Source organism: Bifidobacterium longum subsp. longum JCM 1217, assembly GCF_000196555.1.
Classification (GTDB): domain Bacteria; phylum Actinomycetota; class Actinomycetes; order Actinomycetales; family Bifidobacteriaceae; genus Bifidobacterium; species Bifidobacterium longum.
Map to the genome: position 1 here is coordinate 2053750 of NC_015067.1, position 18106 is coordinate 2071855.

Here is an 18106-nt window from a genome sequence, read left to right on the forward strand (position 1 = left end):
CCTGCCCGCCGCGGCCCCTACCGCTGCGAACCATTCTGCAATTCTCTTCATAACCTTGCCTGTCTCTTACGATCACGTACGCCAAAACCCGGCGTTACGCTTATAAGGCGTTACGGTATTAAGCAAAAAGCACGAATGCGTACACCCGGGTAGAGGGAATTTTTTACCCGACATTGAAAAGAACCTTGGAATTTTTGAAAAGTGGCACCCTCGTCATCCACCCTGCGATAACGCACTTTTCTTCTCGACGGGGCGTGCCGGTCCCACCATCTGGGAACTGAGGCGGATTTGCCGCCGCTGCGCGGGGACCGGAGTTACTGACGACCGTCAGTATGCCACTGCTCCGCATGTGTGCAGTATCACATACCGCTACGCATACACGGAGACATACTACATGCAATTTCTGTGAACGCAAACATACGACTCACCAAGGCCGTGTTCTGTTGCGGGCGGTGGTGTTACGGGCAATGTTGTGGGTAGTACCCTAGCCACAAACCTATATAGTGGAGCGGATGACGGGAATCGAACCCGCGTAATCAGTTTGGAAGACTGAGGCTCTACCATTGAGCTACATCCGCGTTAAGCGTCGCTTTTGGCGACTTGAGTTATTATACATATTTCTTCGGGGATGGCAAACGCGTGTGGCTGCAGCAGGACCAGCCAATCTAGTTGATGGATTGCGGCTTTGCCGAGGACTCCCCTCAGTCGCCTACGGCGACAGCTCCCCTCAAAGAGGGGAGCTAGAAACCGTCGAAATCACAAATGGATGAGCTGGGACTCGTATGGTTGGAGGTCGGCGTCCATCGCGTTCAGAATGCCGTTGCAGGCGTTGAGGTGGGCGTGCTGCGGGTCGGGCGAGAAGTTGAACAGGCCGACCAGCGTCTTGCCTTCGTGCTGACGAATCACAGCGAGCACCGAATCGTTGAACGTATCCCACGTGGACACCCAAGCGTCAGGCGCGAAGCAGGGATCGTTGCGCATCGCGCGCAAATCTTCCATGCCCTTCCACAGCTGGTTCTGCAACGTACCGGACTTCTTGCGCAGAGCGGCCTTGGTCCAGTCGAACTTACTACGGTGCAGATTGCGGCTGTCTTCCACGCGATCCGGGTCTTCCTTGTAATCCCAGCCGTTGAGCTGGGCGATTTCGTCGCCGCAGTTGAGCATCGGGAAACCGCGCAGGAAGCTCATGGCGTGGTGCATCATGAGGTCGCGATCCACCGAGGTCTCTAGCAGTGGCTTGTCGTGCGTGATGATGGCCTTTTCGATGCCGCACAGGCTGGCGGTGGTGCCGCAACTGCGGGCGTCGCGCGTGGCTTCGTCGTAGTTGTAGAGTTCGCCCATCGACCAGCTGCCGGGGGTTGCGCCCTCGTAGAAGTGGTACAGGAATTCCTTGTGCTTGAGCGGGTCGATGTCGAGGTAACGCTCCACGTCTTCGTCCAAGCCCCAGCCGATGTCGTCATGGCAGCGCAAATAATTCACGAACCAGCAGTTTTCGGGCAGCGAGTTGAGCTTGTCGATCTGGTTCTTGAGCAGACGCACGTCGCGGCTGGCGAGCGCGCTCCACAGGTTGACCATGATGGAGACGTTGTACAGCATGTGGCACTCGGGGGCCTCGGGCGTACCGAAGTAGGCGGCGAGCTCCTTGGGGGCCATGACCACCTCGCCCTTAAGCACCACGGCCGGGCAGACGCATTCCAAAATGATGCGCAGCATGCGCACGATGGTGTGGACCTGCGGCAGGTTGCGGCAATTGGTGCCAAGCTGCTTCCAGATGTACGGCACGGCGTCGATGCGGAACACCTCGACACCGAGGTTGGCCAGGCGCATCACGCTGCCCATCATGGCTACGAGCACCTTCGGGTTGCGGTAGTTGAGGTCCCACTGGAACGGGTAGAACTGGGTCATCACCCACTTGTTCATCTTCTCATTCCAAGTGAAGTTGCCGGGCGCGGTGTTCGGGAAGACCTGCGGCACATCCCGGTCGTAGCGGTCGGGGATGGTGCGGTCCGGGTAGCAGAAGTAATAGTCCTGATACTCGGGATCGCCGGCTTCGGCTGCCTTGGCCCAGCGGTGGGTGGAGGCGGTGTGGTTCATCACGAAGTCGATGCACAGACTGATGCCGGCGCGGCGCAGCTTCTTGGCCAGCGCGGCGAGGTCTTCGTTGGTGCCGAGCTTCGGGTCCACGGTGTCGAAGTCCTGGACCGCATAGCCACCGTCGTTGTTCGGGTGCGGCATGTCAAGCAGCGGCATCAAGTGCAGGTAGGTGAGCTTCTGCTCCTTCAAGTACGGAATCTTGTCGGCAAGTTTCTTGAGGTCGCCGGCGAACAGGTCGGTGTACATGGTCATGCCGAACATATCGCCGCGCTTGTACCAGCCCGGGTCCTGCTCGCGGGTTTTGTCGAGACGCTTCAAATCGGCGGGACGGTCAGCGTAGGCTGCGGCCATGCTTGCGACGAGTGCGTCGAAGGCGTCGTGATCGTTATATAGGCTCATGAAGAGCTGTTCGAGTTCGTCTTGATGAGCAGCAAGGCGAGCGTTGAACACGGCGCTCGAAGCGGGACGCTTGGCGGTTGCGGACTTGGTCGCCGCTGCCTTGGAGGTACGGGCCGAACGGACGGCAGTCGTCGCCTTAGTCGCTGTGGTTCTGGCCGTACGAGACGTCGTGCGCTTGGTTGCGGTTGTCTTGGTTGCCGTGGAAGTCGTAGCGGTTTTGGCCGCTCGGGTTGATGCTGTCTTGGCAGCCTTCTTCGCCACCTCGGTCTTCTCGACCGATTCCACTGCCTGTGCCGACTGGTTGCTTTGAGCCACCGGAAACTCCTTTGTCTCTATCCGTTGCCCGCGTCAATCGTTTGACGCTTTGTATTACAAAACATCAAACCGGTTCGACAATCGCAACCCAAGACTCGCCGAGCCACCGGCGCTATTCCACAGAAATCGTCACCACCGCGGAGGCAATCGGACCATCGTGGCTCAGGGAAATATGGATATGCGGCATCGACCCCGCACCGAAAGCCGAGCGCTGCGCCGAACGCGCATTCCGCCGCTCCTGCATCACTGCATAAGGCCCGTTATCGGAAGCAGGGGAATAAGCAGAGGAATAGCGAGCGCCTGCAGCCGAATTCGCGTAATCAGTTTGGAAGACTGACGCCGTCCCCTTACCCAGAGACACATGCGGCACACCACGGGAATCATCCAAGATCTCGATTTCAGGCCACGGGAAATTATCAAGCGTGAACGGATAGGGGGCATCGCCAAGATAATCGCACCACGCTTTGAGGAACGCCTCCTTGCCTGCCCACTTGGCGGACAGATGCACGGCCTCGTCATCGTTCTTCAGCCGTGCACGATCCGCCGCCTGACGTACCTCACGAACGGAAAACAGCGAGCGCATGCGCGAGCCGGGTTCAGACAGCTGCTCGGCGAATGCGGCGACGTCAACCACGTCATGACCTAAACCAAATGTGCCCATAGCACCTATTATCAGCCATTCAACACGTTGACAACACATCCAGAATAACGAGGTTCACACGGAACGCGGCATCCACAAACGGAAACCCTCGGCCGCTCCGCAAGCCGAATCCTGAAAGTCAACACCAAGTCAAACTGTTGACTAACGGTGGACACGGCGTAAAATGTCGATATTCCGCCCGACACTCCAATACGTAAATCGATTGACGTCAAACGTTTGACTTTTTAACGCGGTTAACACAATGATCCAATGAAGGATAACTTCACAACAACCAACCACAACCAGCCAATGAAGCCAGCAAGGAGGTAGAACCGTGGTCACGATGAAGCAAATCGCCAACCGCGCCGGCGTTTCCATCTCCACCGTCTCTCTGGTGCTCAACAACCGCGATATCGGCCGCGTCAGCCCCGATGTCGCCGAGCGAGTCCGCGACATCGCCGCCGAACTCGGTTACCTGACCAACCGTCTGGCCAGCGGGCTGCGCACCAGCAGTACCCGCACCATCGGATTCCTCAGCGACGAAGTGGCCACCACGCCGTTTGCCGGCCGCATGATTGAGGGCGCGCAAGACGTCGCCCGCATGCCCGCGTTCTTCGACAAGCACCCGGATGTCGACGGCTTCTTCTGCTTCAACGACACCCGCGCTTGGGCCATCTACACCGAGGCCACCCGTCGCGGGCTGATTATCGGCAAAGATATCGCGGTGGTTGGCGTCGACAACCACCAGGTTGTGGCCGAAGCGCTGGATCCGCCGCTTTCCACTGTGGAACTGCCGCATTACGAGATGGGCTACTGGGCAGTCGGTAAGCTGGTCTCGCTCATCGAAGGCGAGGCACCCGATCCCTTTCCTCGTGCCGGATACCCGGTCGAGAAGGTTCAGCCGCCGCCACTGAGCGAGCAGTCACCCCAGCTTGAATGCCAGCTGCGCATCAAGCAATCCTGGGTCCGGCCCCGCTCCCAGCGATAGCCTGCCCAAAAATCACGCATCTATCCTACTTGACCCGGTTTCGACTGTATATCGAAGGCGCTATTGCTGTTTTCGTGGGTGGTGGTTCGTTGTTGAACCGTTGCGGGAGTAAGAGACGACGAACCGACATCCACGAAAACAGCAATAGCGTCAAAAAACAATAGGGTCGGGAAGAACACCGTAAATGACGTTCTTCCCGACCCTAATCGCGAGACACTCCCCTCAGCCGGCATTCACCGACCGGGGGGAGCCAGAGAATATCAGGCCTCGTAGTAGCCGTCGGCACCGAGGCGGGCGTCCGGGTTGAGGAGCATCGCCTTTTCGACCTCGTGGTGGTCGTAGCCACGGTGATCCTCGCGGAAGCGACGGTTGTCGATCGGCTCGTAGAGCGCGGCGCGACCCATCATGCCTTCCTCAAGGTGACGCTGGCCGGCAGCCAGGCGGGCGTTGGCACGCTCACGCCAAGCTTCCAGTGCGGCCTCACCATCGGCCTTGGCCACGGCCGCCTCGAAGGCACCCGGATGGACCAGAGCCACGAAGCCGGAAACATGTCCGAAGCCGAGCGAGGTGGCCAGACCGGCCTTGACCGGGCGACCAGCGGTCTCGCGACCGAACTCGTCCTCACCACCGCCGATGCGCAGGGGCTTCCTAACCCAGACCATGTGGTCGTCGCGCTGGAGCTTCGGATCCACGCAGTCGAGCGCCGCGTTCGCCGGAATCACGCCGGACTTGAACAGCTGCGTCAGACCGTTGACCTGGAAGATGCAGGCACCACCCTTGGCGTGGCCGGTAAGCGTCTTCTGCGAGATCACGAACAGCGGGTTGCCGTCGGTGCGGCCGATGGCGTGGGCCAGCGTGTTGTGCAGCTCGGATTCGTTCGGGTCGTTGGCGTTGGTGGACGTGTCGTGCTTGGAGACCACGGCGATGTCGTCGGCTGAGACGCCGAGCTTAGCCAGGTCGTGCACGAGCTTGGAGTCCTTGCCGCCGAGGCCGGCAGCCAGGGCACCGAGGCCCGGAGCCGGGATCGAGGTGTGAGCGCCATCCGCGTAGGAGTGGATGAAGCCGACCACGGCCGCAACCGGCAGGCCGAGCTTTTCGGCGATGTCACCGCGGGTCACGAGGATCGTGCCGCCGCCCTGGGATTCCAGGAAGCCGCCACGGCGACGATCGTTCGCGCGGCTGAAGAAGCGCGCGTCGATACCCTTGCCATACATTTCCTCCGAGTTGGCGGTGGCGTTCATGTTGCCGAAACCGATCACGGATTCCACGCCGATGTCGTCGATCGCACCGGTGACCACGAAGTCGGCCTTGCCGAGGGCGATCTTGTCGACGCCCTCTTCAAGGGAGACGGCTGCGGTGGCGCAGGCGGAGACCGGCTGAATCATGTTGCCGTAGCCGCCGATGTAGGACTGCATCACGTGAGCCGCGACCACGTTCGGCAGGGCTTCCTGCAGGATGTCGGTCGGGATCTCGTGGTTGAGGAAGCGGTCGAGGTACAGCTTGCGCATCGACATCATGCCACCGAAGCCGGTGCCCTGGGTCGAAGCCACCAGCGAGGGGTGGATGGACTCGAGGATTTCGGCCGGGGTGAAGCCGGCGCCCAGGTAGGCGTCCACAGTGGTGACGATGTTCCACAGGGCGATCTTGTCGACGTCGCCGACCATCGAGGCGGGAATGCCCCATCGGGTCGGGTCGAAGCCCTTCGGGAACTGGCCGCCGACTGTGCGGGTCATGGTGGCGCGGCGCGGCACGCGGATCATCGAGCCGGCGTGGCGGGTCACGTTCCATTCGCCGGATTCCTCATCCGGGGCGATGGTGGTGTGAGCCTCGTCCAACTTGACGTATTCGGCGGCGACTTCGCGGGTGGGCACAGAGAAGGTGACGTCGTGGTCGAGGAAGACCTCGGCTTCCTCTTCGTCAGCACCGTCCTTGTAGTCGTTGCCCATGCCTTCCTCGAACGGGCGGATGCCGGAGCGGGCCACGACCTCGTCGTGGTAGCGCTCGGCGATGTCCTCTTCGGGCACGAGGTTGCCGTCGGTGTCGTACCAGCCGGGCTTCGGGCTGTCGGCCCAAGTCAGCAGGCCCATGTTCCACGCGAGTTCGAGCACTGCGCCGGCGCTGAGGTCGACGGTGCCGTCCGAGTGGATGCCGAGCTCGGCCTGGGCGCGCGTACGACCGGAGCCCCACGGGCCCAGCTCACCGACGGAAACGATGACGATTTCGTCTTCCGGCTTGGCAGTGACGTTGGTCCAATCGTTCAAGTCGACCGGAGCCTGCTTGGTGACGATCGGTGTGGGCAGCGCCTTGATTTGCTGCCCACGCGAGGAGTCGGACAGTCCAGTGGACTTTCCGGCGACGGAGCCATCCGTTTCCTGAGACGAGGCCGCAGCAGCTTCCTTCTCGGCGTCGGCCATGGCCTCCGCACGCAGGGCCTTGATGTCGATGGGCTCGGAGCCGAGGCCACCGGTCAGGTCCACATCGAGCGGGGCCTTGAGGGCCTGCTCGCGCGATTCGGCAGTGCACAGGTCGAGCAGCTTGGCCGCAATCTGTGCGGTGGAGTAGGTGCGGATGCCGTGACGCTCAACGACGGCGACCAGCGGGTCGTTACCGACCATCAGGCCGGTGCCACGCACCCAGCCGATCTTCGGGTGAGCGAAGGTGACGCGGCTCGACCACACCTTTTCAGCGCGGGCACGGTTGACGATGGCGTCAAAGGCGCTCTTGACTTCGCCGTAGGCACCGTCGCCGCCGAATACGCCGCGGTTCGGGGAACCGGGCAGCACCACGTGGAGCTTGTGCTGCACGTTGGTGTCGGCACCGATGTGGCTGAAGCCGGCGATGGCGCGTTCCACGCCCCACAGCATCAGTCGGGCCTGCGATTCGAACAGGTCGCCGGAGTCGGCGAGCGTGCCATGGACCGGCGGAGCGGCGAACGGGAAGAACAGAGTCGGCTCCCACGCGGGCTTCAGAATCGTGGTGGTAGCACCGGAGGTCTTCTTCTGCTCGTGGCCCACCCAGTCGACCAGTGCGTCGACGTCGCGGTAGCTGGAGAGGTTGGCCGGAACCAGCCACAGCTTGGCGTTGCCGGTAGCGTGCTCGCGGTAGGCCTGCTTAGCCCAAGCCTTAATGGACGGCTTGAAGCTGTGCGAGGTGGCCACCACAGTGGCACCGCCTGCGAGCAGGCCTTCGACCACCTGAGCGGCAATCGAGTTCGGGCTCACGCCGGTGACGATGGCGATATCATTCGCGTAACGGGAGGCGTTCTTGTTGGACGCAACCTGTTCGAGGGCCTCGGAGCCGGCCTTCTGGAAGGCGGCCTTGAGTTCTTCGCTCTCCGACTCGTTGGCGAACCACTGGGCTTCGGCGGCGATGGTCTTGCCAAGGCCGATGAAGCTGCCGTTCAAGGCGGCGGGATCGTTGTCGTAGTAGGCGCGGGCGAGGTCTTCACGGGCGGAGGCCCACCGATCATCGAAGAGGATGGCCTTGTTGGCGTCGAAGCGCGGAGCGACCTGCTTAGGCCAGTCGGAGCCAAGTTCGGCTTCAACCGCGGCCACGACGGCGGCGTTCTCGTCCTCGGATTCTTCCGGAGCCGGAGCGGCCACGCCGAGCTCGTTCAGCACGAAGCGGGCGGTGGCGGCGAGCACGCCGTTGGAACCGGTGACCTTCTCGGCGAAGGCGTCGAGCGCGGCGGAATCGACCACAGCGCCACCAGCGGCACCACCGGCGGACGGCAGGGCCACGGCAACACCCTTGAGCTGGGCGACGACCTCAACGGCCGCATCAATCAGCTTGTCGGCTTCCGGCTTGTTCTGCACGGCGGCGGTGGGCAGCTTGGCCAGGTCGCCGCCACGGGAGCTGGCACCCTCGCGAGTGTCGAGCAGCAGTGCGGCGAGCACGCTGGCCACCCAACCTTCACCGAGCTGCCATACGTTGGTCACGCGGTCGCGGATGTACTGCTGCTTGACGCCGGCGGCACCGAACAGCGAGCGCAGGCGGTCGCGCAGCGCCTCGGAGAGCACGGCACCGAACGGCTTGTAGTTCGGGGCGGCCTTGTTGACGATTTGGGCGAGCTTGTCGAGCGTCGCTTCAGCAGCACCGTCCACGCTGGCGACTCCCAGCTCGGAGCTGATGTCCATGAGCAGCTGGTTGCGGCGAGAAGAGACACCGTTGGTCAGGGTGTCAGTGGTGTCGTTGCTGCCGATCTGGTCGATGCGCACCTTGGCGGAGTAGGCCATGAGCACGCCGATGGCATCGGAAGCCTTGAAGGGCAGGTCGGCGACGGCGGCACCGGACGGTGCGCCGGCCGCGGCCTGCCCTGATTGCAGGCCGCGCGAGGAGTCGGACAGTCCAGTGGACTGTCCGGCGACGGAGCCATCCGTTGTCTGAGCAGCCTCAGTCACGGCATTTGCCGGAGCGGCACCGGAACCGAGCTTGGCGACGGCGGAACCACCGGCAGGAGCGGTTTCGACCGGGGCCGAGGCCGCAGCCTCTTCCGGCTCATCGTCGGGAACCAGCGAATCGGTGTCGGTCATGTAGACGCGGCCTTCATCGCGGCCGACGTTGTAGACGACCGTATCGTTGCCGGCGAACTCGGGTAGACGCAGGGTCTTGGCACCGAGGTTGGCCAGGGTCGGGGCGTTGCCGAGGCCGACTTCGACGTATTCCTCCACGCCGAGGCCGCCCTGTTCGCGCTGACCGAAGAGCAGCGCCTGGGTTTCAATCCAACGCACCGGGGAGGCGAACTGCCAGGAGAGCAGTTCGGTCAAGAGCAGACGGCCGAGCTTCTGGTCGTCATCGGCGTAGGAATCCCACACGGCCGGGTCGTCGAGCACGGCCTTGATACGCTCGGACGGCACGACTTCGAGGATCTTGGCGGCGAATTCCTTGGTCATCTCGAACGGGGTGGCCACCAGGTTCGGGATGTAGCGGTCCACCAGACGGCCACGGTAGTCGATGTAAGCGGGAAGCAGCGCGTCGAGCTTGTCGCGGAATTCCGGCACGCCCTTGCGCAGCAGTGTGGAGTGGAACGGCACATCGATGCCGGGCACCAGCATGAACGCGGGCTTGCCACCGAATGCGGCCACGCGGCGGGCGGAATCGGCCTTCAGAGCCTTGAGTCCGGCGATCGTACCGGCGATGGCGTACTGCTGGCCGGCGAGGTTGTAGTTCACGATCTCCAGGAATTCGCCGGACGCCTTGGCCACGGATTCCACGTATTCCTTGACGTGCGCGTCGTCCACACCGAACTGGTTCGGGCGCAGGGCACCCATGCGGTAGTTGGAGCGACCCTGTGCGTCACGCTCGATGAGGTGGTGCATGGTGGAACCACGGTGGAACACGAGCTCCAGCACGGTTTCCAGCGGAATCACGTCGGCGAACGCGGACAGCGCGTTGTATTCGCCGAGCGAGTGGCCGGCGAAGTAGGCGGGCCAGATGTCGGCGCCGGCTTCGCGCAGACGAGCGGTCTGGGCGAAGGCCACGGTGGCGAGCGCCACCTGCGTGAACTGCGTCAGGTTGAGCAGGCCTTCGGGGTGGCGATAGGTCACGCCGTTGGCGGTGAGCTCCTTCGGGTTATCGCGCACGAGGCCCAGGATCGAGAAGCCGAGCTTGGAGCGGGTGAGCTTGTCGGCGCGCTCCCACACGTCGCGGGCGGCGGCGGACTTGGCACGCTCGTCCAGAACCATGCCCTGCTTCTGGATGCCCTGGCCGGGGTAGACGAAGGCGGCGCGCGGCGCGCGGACCAGTGCGGTGCCGCGGGAGACGAGCTGGCCGTCGATACGGCAGGTGACTTCGAGGGTCATGCCGCCGTGGCGCACCTTGCCGACGCGCTCGACGGAGATTTCGACGGTGTCGTCAAGCTGAACCATGCCGTACATGTTGTAGGTCCAGCCGGCAATCTCGTAGTGGGCACCCTTCTCGTCCAGCGCCTGCACGGCGTGCTGGGCGGTGGCGGACAGCCACATGCCGTGCACAAGCGGAGCGGCCAAACCGGAGATGCGAGCGCCACGAGTGGAGGTGTGGATCGGGTTGAAGTCGCCGGAAGTGCGGGCGAAGGCGGTCATGTCGTGTGGGGCGACGACCTTCACGCGGCGCAGCAGACGGCGCGGCGTGGGCGCGATCTCCTCGTGCTCGGCGTCGCCGAACTCGGGGGCGTCTGCCGGCAAAGCATCGGAGTAGACGCGGCCGCGAATCGCGAAACGCTCGGTTTCGCGGGCAAGCAGCGTGCCGTCGGCAGCGGTGTGGGTCACGTGGATGGTGACCACGCGGCCGGAGGCGGACTCGAAGTAATCCTCAGCCCAAGACTTCAGGGTGATGGTTTCACCGGTGTGCTTAAGCAGGTCCTCCTCGTTCACCTCAAGTTCGATGAGGTGGTCGAGGTGAACGGCGTTGAGCAGGCCTTCAATCACCGGGTAGCCCTTGACGTACACGGAGCCGAGCGCCGTGTAAATCGCCGGCCAGGCCGGGCCGACCAGCGCATCGGGAGCGATGCGGCTGGGCTGCAGGGTCGTCGGCAGAGCGGCGCCGGTGGCCGCTTCGTGGTCGAAGCCGAGGTTGGCGGAGAGGGTGTAGGCGGCGGTGGCGGTAGCAAACGGACGCTCGTCAGAGGTCTTGCCGTCAAGCTGCGGCATCTCGGTGAGCTTGTCGCCGGTGATGGCGGTGTTGCCGATGCCTGCGGTGGCGGCGAGCATCGCGTAGACGTCCGGAATCAGGCGTTCGCGGTCCACGACCGGCACACGGCCGGGCTCGGCGCCTTCCACGATGAGCGGGATGACGATATCGCGCACGGCGTGCTTGGAGGTGCCGCCGTCCGGGTCGTTGTCCCAGTAGGTGTCGAGGTGGATGTCCAGATCGTACTTGCCGGCCGCGGCGTCAAACGCGCGGATCTCGTAGTACTGGTCGCCCAGGGCGGTGCCGTAGGCCGGGTTGTCGGTGATGTGGCCGACCCAGGAGATGTTCGGGGACTTGCGGATGAAGTCTTCGGCGCTGGTGGCCTCGCCAAGTGCGGCGAAATCGTCGTTCTCAGCGGCATCGGCGGCCTGCTGTTCGTCCTGCACGCGCTTGATGGCGGCGGTTTCGAAGCGGCCGAGGATGTCGGCGATCGGCTCGTCGATGGTGGTGATGCCGGCAACGGAGATCGGGCCGGGGATGGCACGCACGGAATCGGCGGAGTAGCGCTGGTCTTCGGACTGCCAGAGCTGGTCCTGCCCCCACCAACGCAGCAGGTCGTTGTCGATGACGGGCACGAACGGCATGGGCTTGGGGTATTCGCGCACGAGCACCGGGAACCAAGCCACGTCGGTCGGGACCACCTTGAGTTCGGCGGTCTGCGGGTAGGCCAGTGCGAGCTTTTCGAGCGCGGGGGCCGGGTCGGCGAGAATGTCGTCGTGGGTCAGCAGGCCAGCGGCAGCTGCCTCTTCAGCAGAAACGCCATCAGCGGCGAACAACTTGGAGGTGAATTCGCCGGAGTCCGTGTCGTTCACACGGGCTTCGATGCGCTGCAGCAGGTGCTGGAAGCGGTCGGCGTAAGTCGGGTCGACCCACGGGAAGGCGAGTTCGGCGAAGCGCTGCGCCCACTCAAGGTAGGTCATGGAGGCCAGGTCGCCGAAGTAAGGCTTGGCGGTCTTGTTCAGGGCTTCGATGATTTCCTTGCGGCGGGAGTCGAGCTCTTCGGGGTGCTTCATGACGCGCACGAGCAGACGGCCGCATTCGGCGGAGTCGTTCTCGAGCTCGTAAATGTCGGCGTGCAGGTGGCTCAGGCCGGAGGACATGCCACCGACGGACTTGCCGGACGGCACCCAGTGGGCGGCCTGCGGGGCGAACACGTCGTCGGACTTGGCGTCGGCCGGAATACCGGGCGTCTTGACGAGCAGCTGCTTGACTTCGGGGCTGGTGTGAGCCTCCTTGGCGGTCATCGCGGCGGTACCGATAAGCACGCCGTCGACCGGCATGTCGGGCAGGCCGTAGGCGTGGGCCCACTGGCCGGAAATGTAGTCGGCCGCGCGTTCGGGAGTGCCGATGCCGCCGCCGGCGACCAGCACGAGGTTGTCACAGGCGCGCACTTCGGCGTAGGTGGCGGCAAGCAGGTCATCCAGCGCTTCCCAGCTGTGGTGGCCGCCGGCTTCACCGCCCTCGACCTGAACCATGATGGTGGTGGGGGCCACGGCCTTGGCGATGCGCACGACCTGACGAATCTGGTCCACGGTGCCGGGCTTGAAGCTCACGTACGGCAGGCCGTCCGCCTGCAGCGACTTGATCAGGGCCACGGCTTCGTCCAGCTCGGGGATGCCGGCGGAGACGACCACGCCGTCGATCGGCGCGCCGGATGCGCGCTTCTTGGGCACGATGCGGGAGGAGCCGAACTGCAGGTTCCACAGGTAACGGTCCATGAACATCGCGTTGAATTCGACCGTGCGGCCTTCCTCCAGCTCGTCTTCGAGGGTGGCGATGTGGCGGTCGAACACTTCGGCGGTCACCTGGCCGCCGCCGGCGAGCTCGGCCCAGTAGCCGGCGTTGGCCGCGGCGGCCACGATTTCCGGTTCCACGGTGGTGGGGGTCATGCCGGGCAACAGTACCGGCGGCTTGCCGGTGAGCTTGGAGAACTTGGTGACCAGCTTGGCGCCGGCCGGGGTGTTGATGACGCGCGGGGCGAATGCCTTCCAGTTCTGGGTGCGCTCAGGCTCGCTTTCCAGCGTGGAGAGCGTGGAGCGCTCGGCCAGCGTGGTGGCTTCGACCACGCCGATGCCGGTGCCTTGCACCACATTGCCGATCAGCTTGCCGAGCGTGTTGCCGGGGCCGAGGTCCACGATCCACAGCTTGGACGGGTCGGCGGCGTCGAACAGCGCCTTGACGCGGGCGTTCCAGTCCACATGGTTCAGAAGCACTTCCTCGGCAAGCGCACGGGTGCGCTTCTGGTCGAAGCCGCAGGCGCCGGCCCAGGCCACGGTCTGCTCGACGGCGTCGGCCATGAGCGGCGAGTGGAAGGGCAGGGTGACCTCAAGGTATTCGAGGGTCGGGTTGAACACGGTGCCGCCGTGGAGCTTCTGCTCGCGCAGCTTGGCCTGATGCTGGTGTTCGCGCTCGGCTTCGAGGGCGAAGGCAGACAGGTCCTCCGGGTAGCCGGAAAGCACGTGGTGGTTGTCGGAGTTGGTGACGGCGATGGAGATCGGGCCGCGAGCGTTGTTGACGCGGGCCACCAGAGCCTCAACCTGTTCGCGGGTGGCGCCCTTGACGGAGAGCATCGGACTGGCTTCGCCATACTTGGGGTTCAGGCCCAGTTCGCGCACGCGGCGAGTGCCGGCTGCACCGATCAGGGCGGCGACGGCCAGAATCTCGTCAAGGGTCTTGCCGGCGGCCTCGATGGAGCCGGCGGCCTCGATGGCGCGGGCCATGTGCACGGCGAGCACGCCCTGGGAGTGGCCGAGCACGGCGAGCGGCTTGGCCTGGGCCACGCTGTAGCCGAGGTGTTCGAGGTCGAGCAGGGCGCCGAGCTGGGTCAGTGCCACGCCTTCCACGGACGCGGTGGCGTCGGCTGCGGCGCCGAGGCGGGCCGGGTTCGGAGTGAAGCCGAACAGGTCGACCGGACGGCCGGTGGTGGTCAGCAGGTCGGCGGCGACCGGGGTGAGCAGTCGGTTGGATGCGGCGATGTGGCCGCGCAGGGCCTCGTCAAGGCTGGGATCGGTGGTCTGGTCTGCCAGGGCTACCGGCCACGGGGTGGACTGGCCGGCGAAGGCGAGCGCATGGGGCTCGGTGGCTAGGCGATTGAGGAAGAAGGTGGTCATTGCTTTCCTTACTTGTGTTTGGTTGACGTCTTCAAAAATCAGAGGGGCTGGTTGCCGTGGTGTTTGGTGGTGCGCTTGACGCGCCGCTTGGTGGCGAGCGTGGCCAGCGATTCGACAATCACCTCACGGGTCTGTTCGGGGTCGATCATGCCGTCGATCTGCCCGATTTCCAGTGACAGGTTCGCGTTGACGGTGCTGGTCTCGTACTCCTTGATGTACTTGGCCCGCAGCGCATCGACGTCCTGTCCGGAGGCCTTGGCCTTGGCCAGGTCGTGGCGGTGGATGATGTTCACCGCGCCGGCCGCGCCGAGCACCGCGATCTGGGAGGAGGGCCACGCGAAGTTCAGGTCCGCGCCGATGGCCTTGGATCCCATCACGATGTACGCGCCGCCGAACGCCTTGCGCAACACCACGGTCACCATCGGTACCTGTGCGTTGGCGTAGGCGTAGATCACCTTGGCGCCGCGGCGGATGATGCCGGCGTGTTCCTGGTCGGAGCCGGGCTTGTAGCCGGGCACATCCACGAGGGTGACCACGGGCAGGTTGAACGCGTCGCACAGGCGTACGAATCGGGCGACTTTCTCGGACGAGTCGACGTCCAGGATGCCGGCGAGCACGTTCGGCTGGTTCGCCACGATGCCGACCGGCTTGCCGTCGATGCAGGCGAAGCCGACGAGCGCGGAGGCGCCGAACAGTTCCTGCACCTGCACGAATTCGCCGTAATCGACGATGCAACGAATCACTTCGAGCATGTCGTAGGGCTGACGTTCGTTGGTGGGCACGATGGTGGCAAGTCGCTTGGCGGTCTCGCGTTCGGCGCGGGTGACGGCGTAGGCGTAGACCGGCGGCTTGCTTTCGCTGTTGGACGGCAGGTAGGCGAGCACGGTGCGCGCATAGTCGATGGCGTCGGATTCGTCCTCGCCGAGGTAGTGGGCCACGCCGGACACCCGGTTGTGCACTTCGCCGCCGCCGAGGTCGGCCATGGAGATGGTCTCGCCGGTCGAGGCCTTGACCACGTCCGGTCCGGTGACGAACATGTTCGAGTTCTCACGGGTCATGATGATGAGGTCCGTCAGGGCCGGGCAGTAGACGGCACCGCCGGCGCAGGGGCCGAGAATCAGGCTCAGTTGGGGCACGAAGCCGCTGGCCTCGCAAGTCTTGCGGAAGATGCGACCGTACTGGGTCAGGGCGGCCACGCCCTCCTGGATGCGGGCGCCGCCGGAGTCCACGATGGCCACGATCGGCACTTTGAGGTCGATGGCCATGTCCATCAGTCGGCAGATCTTCTCGCCTTCGGCGGTGCCGAGGGTGCCGCCCTTGACGGAGAAGTCCTGGGCGTAGACGGCCACTTTGCGGCCGTAGACCTGGCCGAAGCCGGTGATGACGGCCGCACCGGCGTTGCCGCCGGCGATATTGCCGCCCTGGAAGCGGCCGATCTCCTCGAACGTGCCGGTGTCGAAGAGCAGGTCGAGGCGTTCGCGCGCGGTTTTCTTGCCTTTGGCGTGCTGCTTGTCGCGGGCGCGCTCTTCGGCGGCGCGGGCCAGTTCGGCGGCCTTGACCACAGCGGTGCGCAGCGGCTGGTGGGCCGAAGGCTGTGCGGCGTTGGCGGCCGAGGCCGCAGCCGCGGCCTTCACGGCCTGCGAATCCATGATGTCAGTCATTGCCACCCTCCTTCTTGGCGTCGGTGGCCTTATCGGCTCCTTCTGACGAGGGAGCTGTCGACGCAGCCGCCTGAGGGAGAGATCCCGGCGCAGCCGCAGCAGCCTTGGCCTTGCCGGCGTTCACGTCCAGCGTGACCAGCGTGTCGCCGGCCTCCACGCCGTCGGCCGGGCCAACGAAAATCTTCTTCACTTCGCCGGCGGCTGGCGCGTACACGTAGTTCTCCATCTTCATGGATTCGAGCACCACCAGAAGGTCGCCCTTGGCCACTTGCTGGCCTTCGGACACGTTGATGCGCGTGACCACGGCCTGCATCGGGGAGGCGATGACGCCGGATTTGGCGCCGTCGTTGGCCGCAGCGGCACTGGAGGCCACGTTGTGCAGTCCCGCACCGCGCAACGGCTGGGTGGGTCGCTTGGCACCGCGGGCGCGGGCCGAGCCGGTGATGTTCTCCACGATGTCGAGTGGCACGGTGAGCTTGACGCGGCGGTTGTTCATCTCGATGACGAACGTCTCCGACTTGGACTTGTCGGGCGCGGCCGGGGCAGCGGCACCCGGGGCGGCGGCCAAGGAGGCCGGCTGGCCGGAGGCGGCGGAAGCCGGTGTGCGGTTCAGGTACGTGCGCTCCAGCCACTTGGTGGACACAGCGAACGGGTGGCCATGCTCGGCGGTGAAGTCGTCGTTGCGGAAGATTTCCTTGAACAGCGGAATCGGCGTGGGCACGCCTTCGATCACAAGCTCATCGAGCACGCGGCGCACACGGGCCACGGCGTCGAGACGGTTCTGGGCGGTGACGATGACCTTGCCCATCATCGAATCGAACTTCGGGGAGATGGTGTCGCCCTGTTCCACACCGGTATCGATGCGCACGCCGGGGCCGGCCGGCCACTGGATCTTCTCCAAGGTGCCGGAGCCGGGGGTCAGGTTGGTGGCCGGGTCTTCGCTGGTGATGCGCAGTTCGAAGCTGTGGCCGCGCAGTTCGGGGGCGCGGGTGAGCTCGCCACCGGCGGCGATATTGAGCTGTTCGCGCACCAGGTCGAGGCCGCTGACCTCTTCGGAGACGGTGTGCTCCACCTGCAAGCGCGGGTTGACTTCCAGGAAGTACACCTTGCCGTTCGGGGTCACCATGAATTCGCAGGTGCCCAGGCCCACGTAGCCGACCGTGGTGAACAGGCGGCGGGAGTATTCCTCGAGCGTGCTGATGATTTCCTCGGACAGGAAGGGCGCGGGTGCCTCTTCCACGAGTTTCTGGTTGCGGCGCTGCAGCGAGCAGTCACGGGTGGAGTACACGGTGAAGTTGCCGTGCGAGTCGCGCCCGGACTGGGTCTCGACGTGGCGTGCCTTGTCCACGAACTTCTCGATGAAGTATTCCTTCAGATCGCCGCCTTGCAGCGCGTCGTGGTTCATGTAGAAGCGGCGCAGCTCCTCGTCGTCATGCACCACGGTGATGCCGTGGCCGCCACCGCCATCAGTGCGCTTCATCATGATCGGGTAGCCGTGGGTGTGTGCGAAGTCGAGCAGCGTGCGCACGTCGGTCACCGGTTCGGACAGGCCGGGCACTGGCGGCACTTTGGCGCGTAGGGCCACGCGGCGGGCGGTAATCTTGTCGCCCAAATCCACCAGCGCGGTGTGGTGCGGGCCCACCCAGATGGCACCGGCATCCTCGACCTTCTGCGCGAAGCTCGGCACTTCGGAAAGGAATCCGTAGCCGGGGTGCACGGCATTCGCACCGGTCTTGTGCAGGATGTCAATCAGCAGATCCTCGTTGAGGTACGTGTCCTTGTAGGTGTCGCCGGAGAGCAGGTATGCCTCGTCGGCCATGTCCACATAGCGGCTATTGCGGTCCTGTTCGGAGTAGACGGCCACGGTGGAGATACCCATCTCCTTGGCCGTGCGCACCACGCGAAGCGCAATCTCGCCTCGGTTCGCAATCAGCAGTTTTTTGACGATAGAAGCCATAGTGTCAAATTGTGCTCTCTATATAGAGGAGAGGGCAAGCTGCGTTCACACAAAAGCTTTCACGCCCTTTTGTAGGCTACGAACAAACGCGCGCGTAGGTTCCGGCAACGTAACCGTTGGCGCCTGCTATCAAAAACGTTGCAAATCCGCCGATTGCACATCCTTGCGCGCCGGCTCAAGAAGTTGACGTTACGGTTGTGTTCGTCAACTTATGACAAATCGAAATCGACAATTTTGTAAATTGGTACGAAACCGCACGAAATCGAACACCTC

At 64.2% G+C, this 18106-nt stretch carries 5 protein-coding genes, 1 tRNA gene and 2 pseudogenes; 1 reads left to right on the top strand and 7 read right to left on the bottom strand.

Annotated features, from left to right (window positions below; all coding sequences use genetic code 11):
• Positions 1–504: 504 nt before the first annotated feature.
• The 3 genes from BLLJ_RS08915 to BLLJ_RS08925 form a co-directional block, all read right to left on the bottom strand.
• Positions 505–578, bottom strand: a tRNA-Gly gene (locus BLLJ_RS08915).
• A gap of 178 nt (positions 579–756) precedes the next feature.
• Entirely contained in the window at positions 757–2808 is a 2052-nt protein-coding gene (locus BLLJ_RS08920) for an alpha-amylase family protein (protein WP_013582936.1), read from the bottom strand.
• Positions 2809–2920: 112 nt separating this feature from the next.
• Positions 2921–3469 (bottom strand): holo-ACP synthase, encoded by a 549-nt coding sequence (locus BLLJ_RS08925; protein ID WP_007052986.1) that lies wholly within the window; start codon positions 3467–3469, stop codon positions 2921–2923.
• Positions 3470–3782: 313 nt separating this feature from the next.
• On the opposite strand from BLLJ_RS08925, the gene BLLJ_RS08930 reads away from it, so the two are divergent.
• Entirely contained in the window at positions 3783–4436 is a 654-nt protein-coding gene (locus BLLJ_RS08930; protein WP_013582937.1) for a LacI family DNA-binding transcriptional regulator, read from the top strand.
• A gap of 260 nt (positions 4437–4696) precedes the next feature.
• Here the strand turns inward: BLLJ_RS08930 and BLLJ_RS11630 are convergent.
• The 4 genes and pseudogenes from BLLJ_RS11630 to BLLJ_RS08945 all read right to left on the bottom strand — a co-directional run.
• Positions 4697–10549, bottom strand: a pseudogene (locus BLLJ_RS11630) (acyltransferase domain-containing protein); the annotation flags it as partial.
• A gap of 612 nt (positions 10550–11161) precedes the next feature.
• Positions 11162–14215: pseudogene (locus tag BLLJ_RS11635) on the bottom strand (fatty acid synthase subunit beta domain-containing protein); the annotation flags it as partial.
• Between the two features lie 38 nt (positions 14216–14253).
• Complete coding sequence (locus BLLJ_RS08940) at positions 14254–15876, bottom strand: acyl-CoA carboxylase subunit beta (RefSeq protein WP_007052982.1); 1623 nt, start codon at positions 15874–15876, stop codon at positions 14254–14256.
• The gene (locus tag BLLJ_RS08945; protein WP_007053766.1) at positions 15869–17833 is read right to left on the bottom strand and encodes an ATP-binding protein; all 1965 of its coding nucleotides are present in this window, start codon (positions 17831–17833) and stop codon (positions 15869–15871) included. Before BLLJ_RS08945 ends, BLLJ_RS08940 begins: the two co-directional genes overlap by 8 nt.
• Between the last annotated feature and the right edge of the window lie 273 nt (positions 17834–18106).

Bases quoted from the DNA above. Each gene is read 5' to 3' on its own strand.
- BLLJ_RS08940 (WP_007052982.1), bottom strand. From the start codon at position 15,876: ATGACTGACATCATGGATTCGCAGGCCGTGAAGGCCGCGGCTGCGGCC.
- BLLJ_RS08945 (WP_007053766.1), bottom strand. From the start codon at position 17,833: ATGGCTTCTATCGTCAAAAAACTGCTGATTGCGAACCGAGGCGAGATT.
- BLLJ_RS08925 (WP_007052986.1), bottom strand. From the start codon at position 3,469: ATGGGCACATTTGGTTTAGGTCATGACGTGGTTGACGTCGCCGCATTC.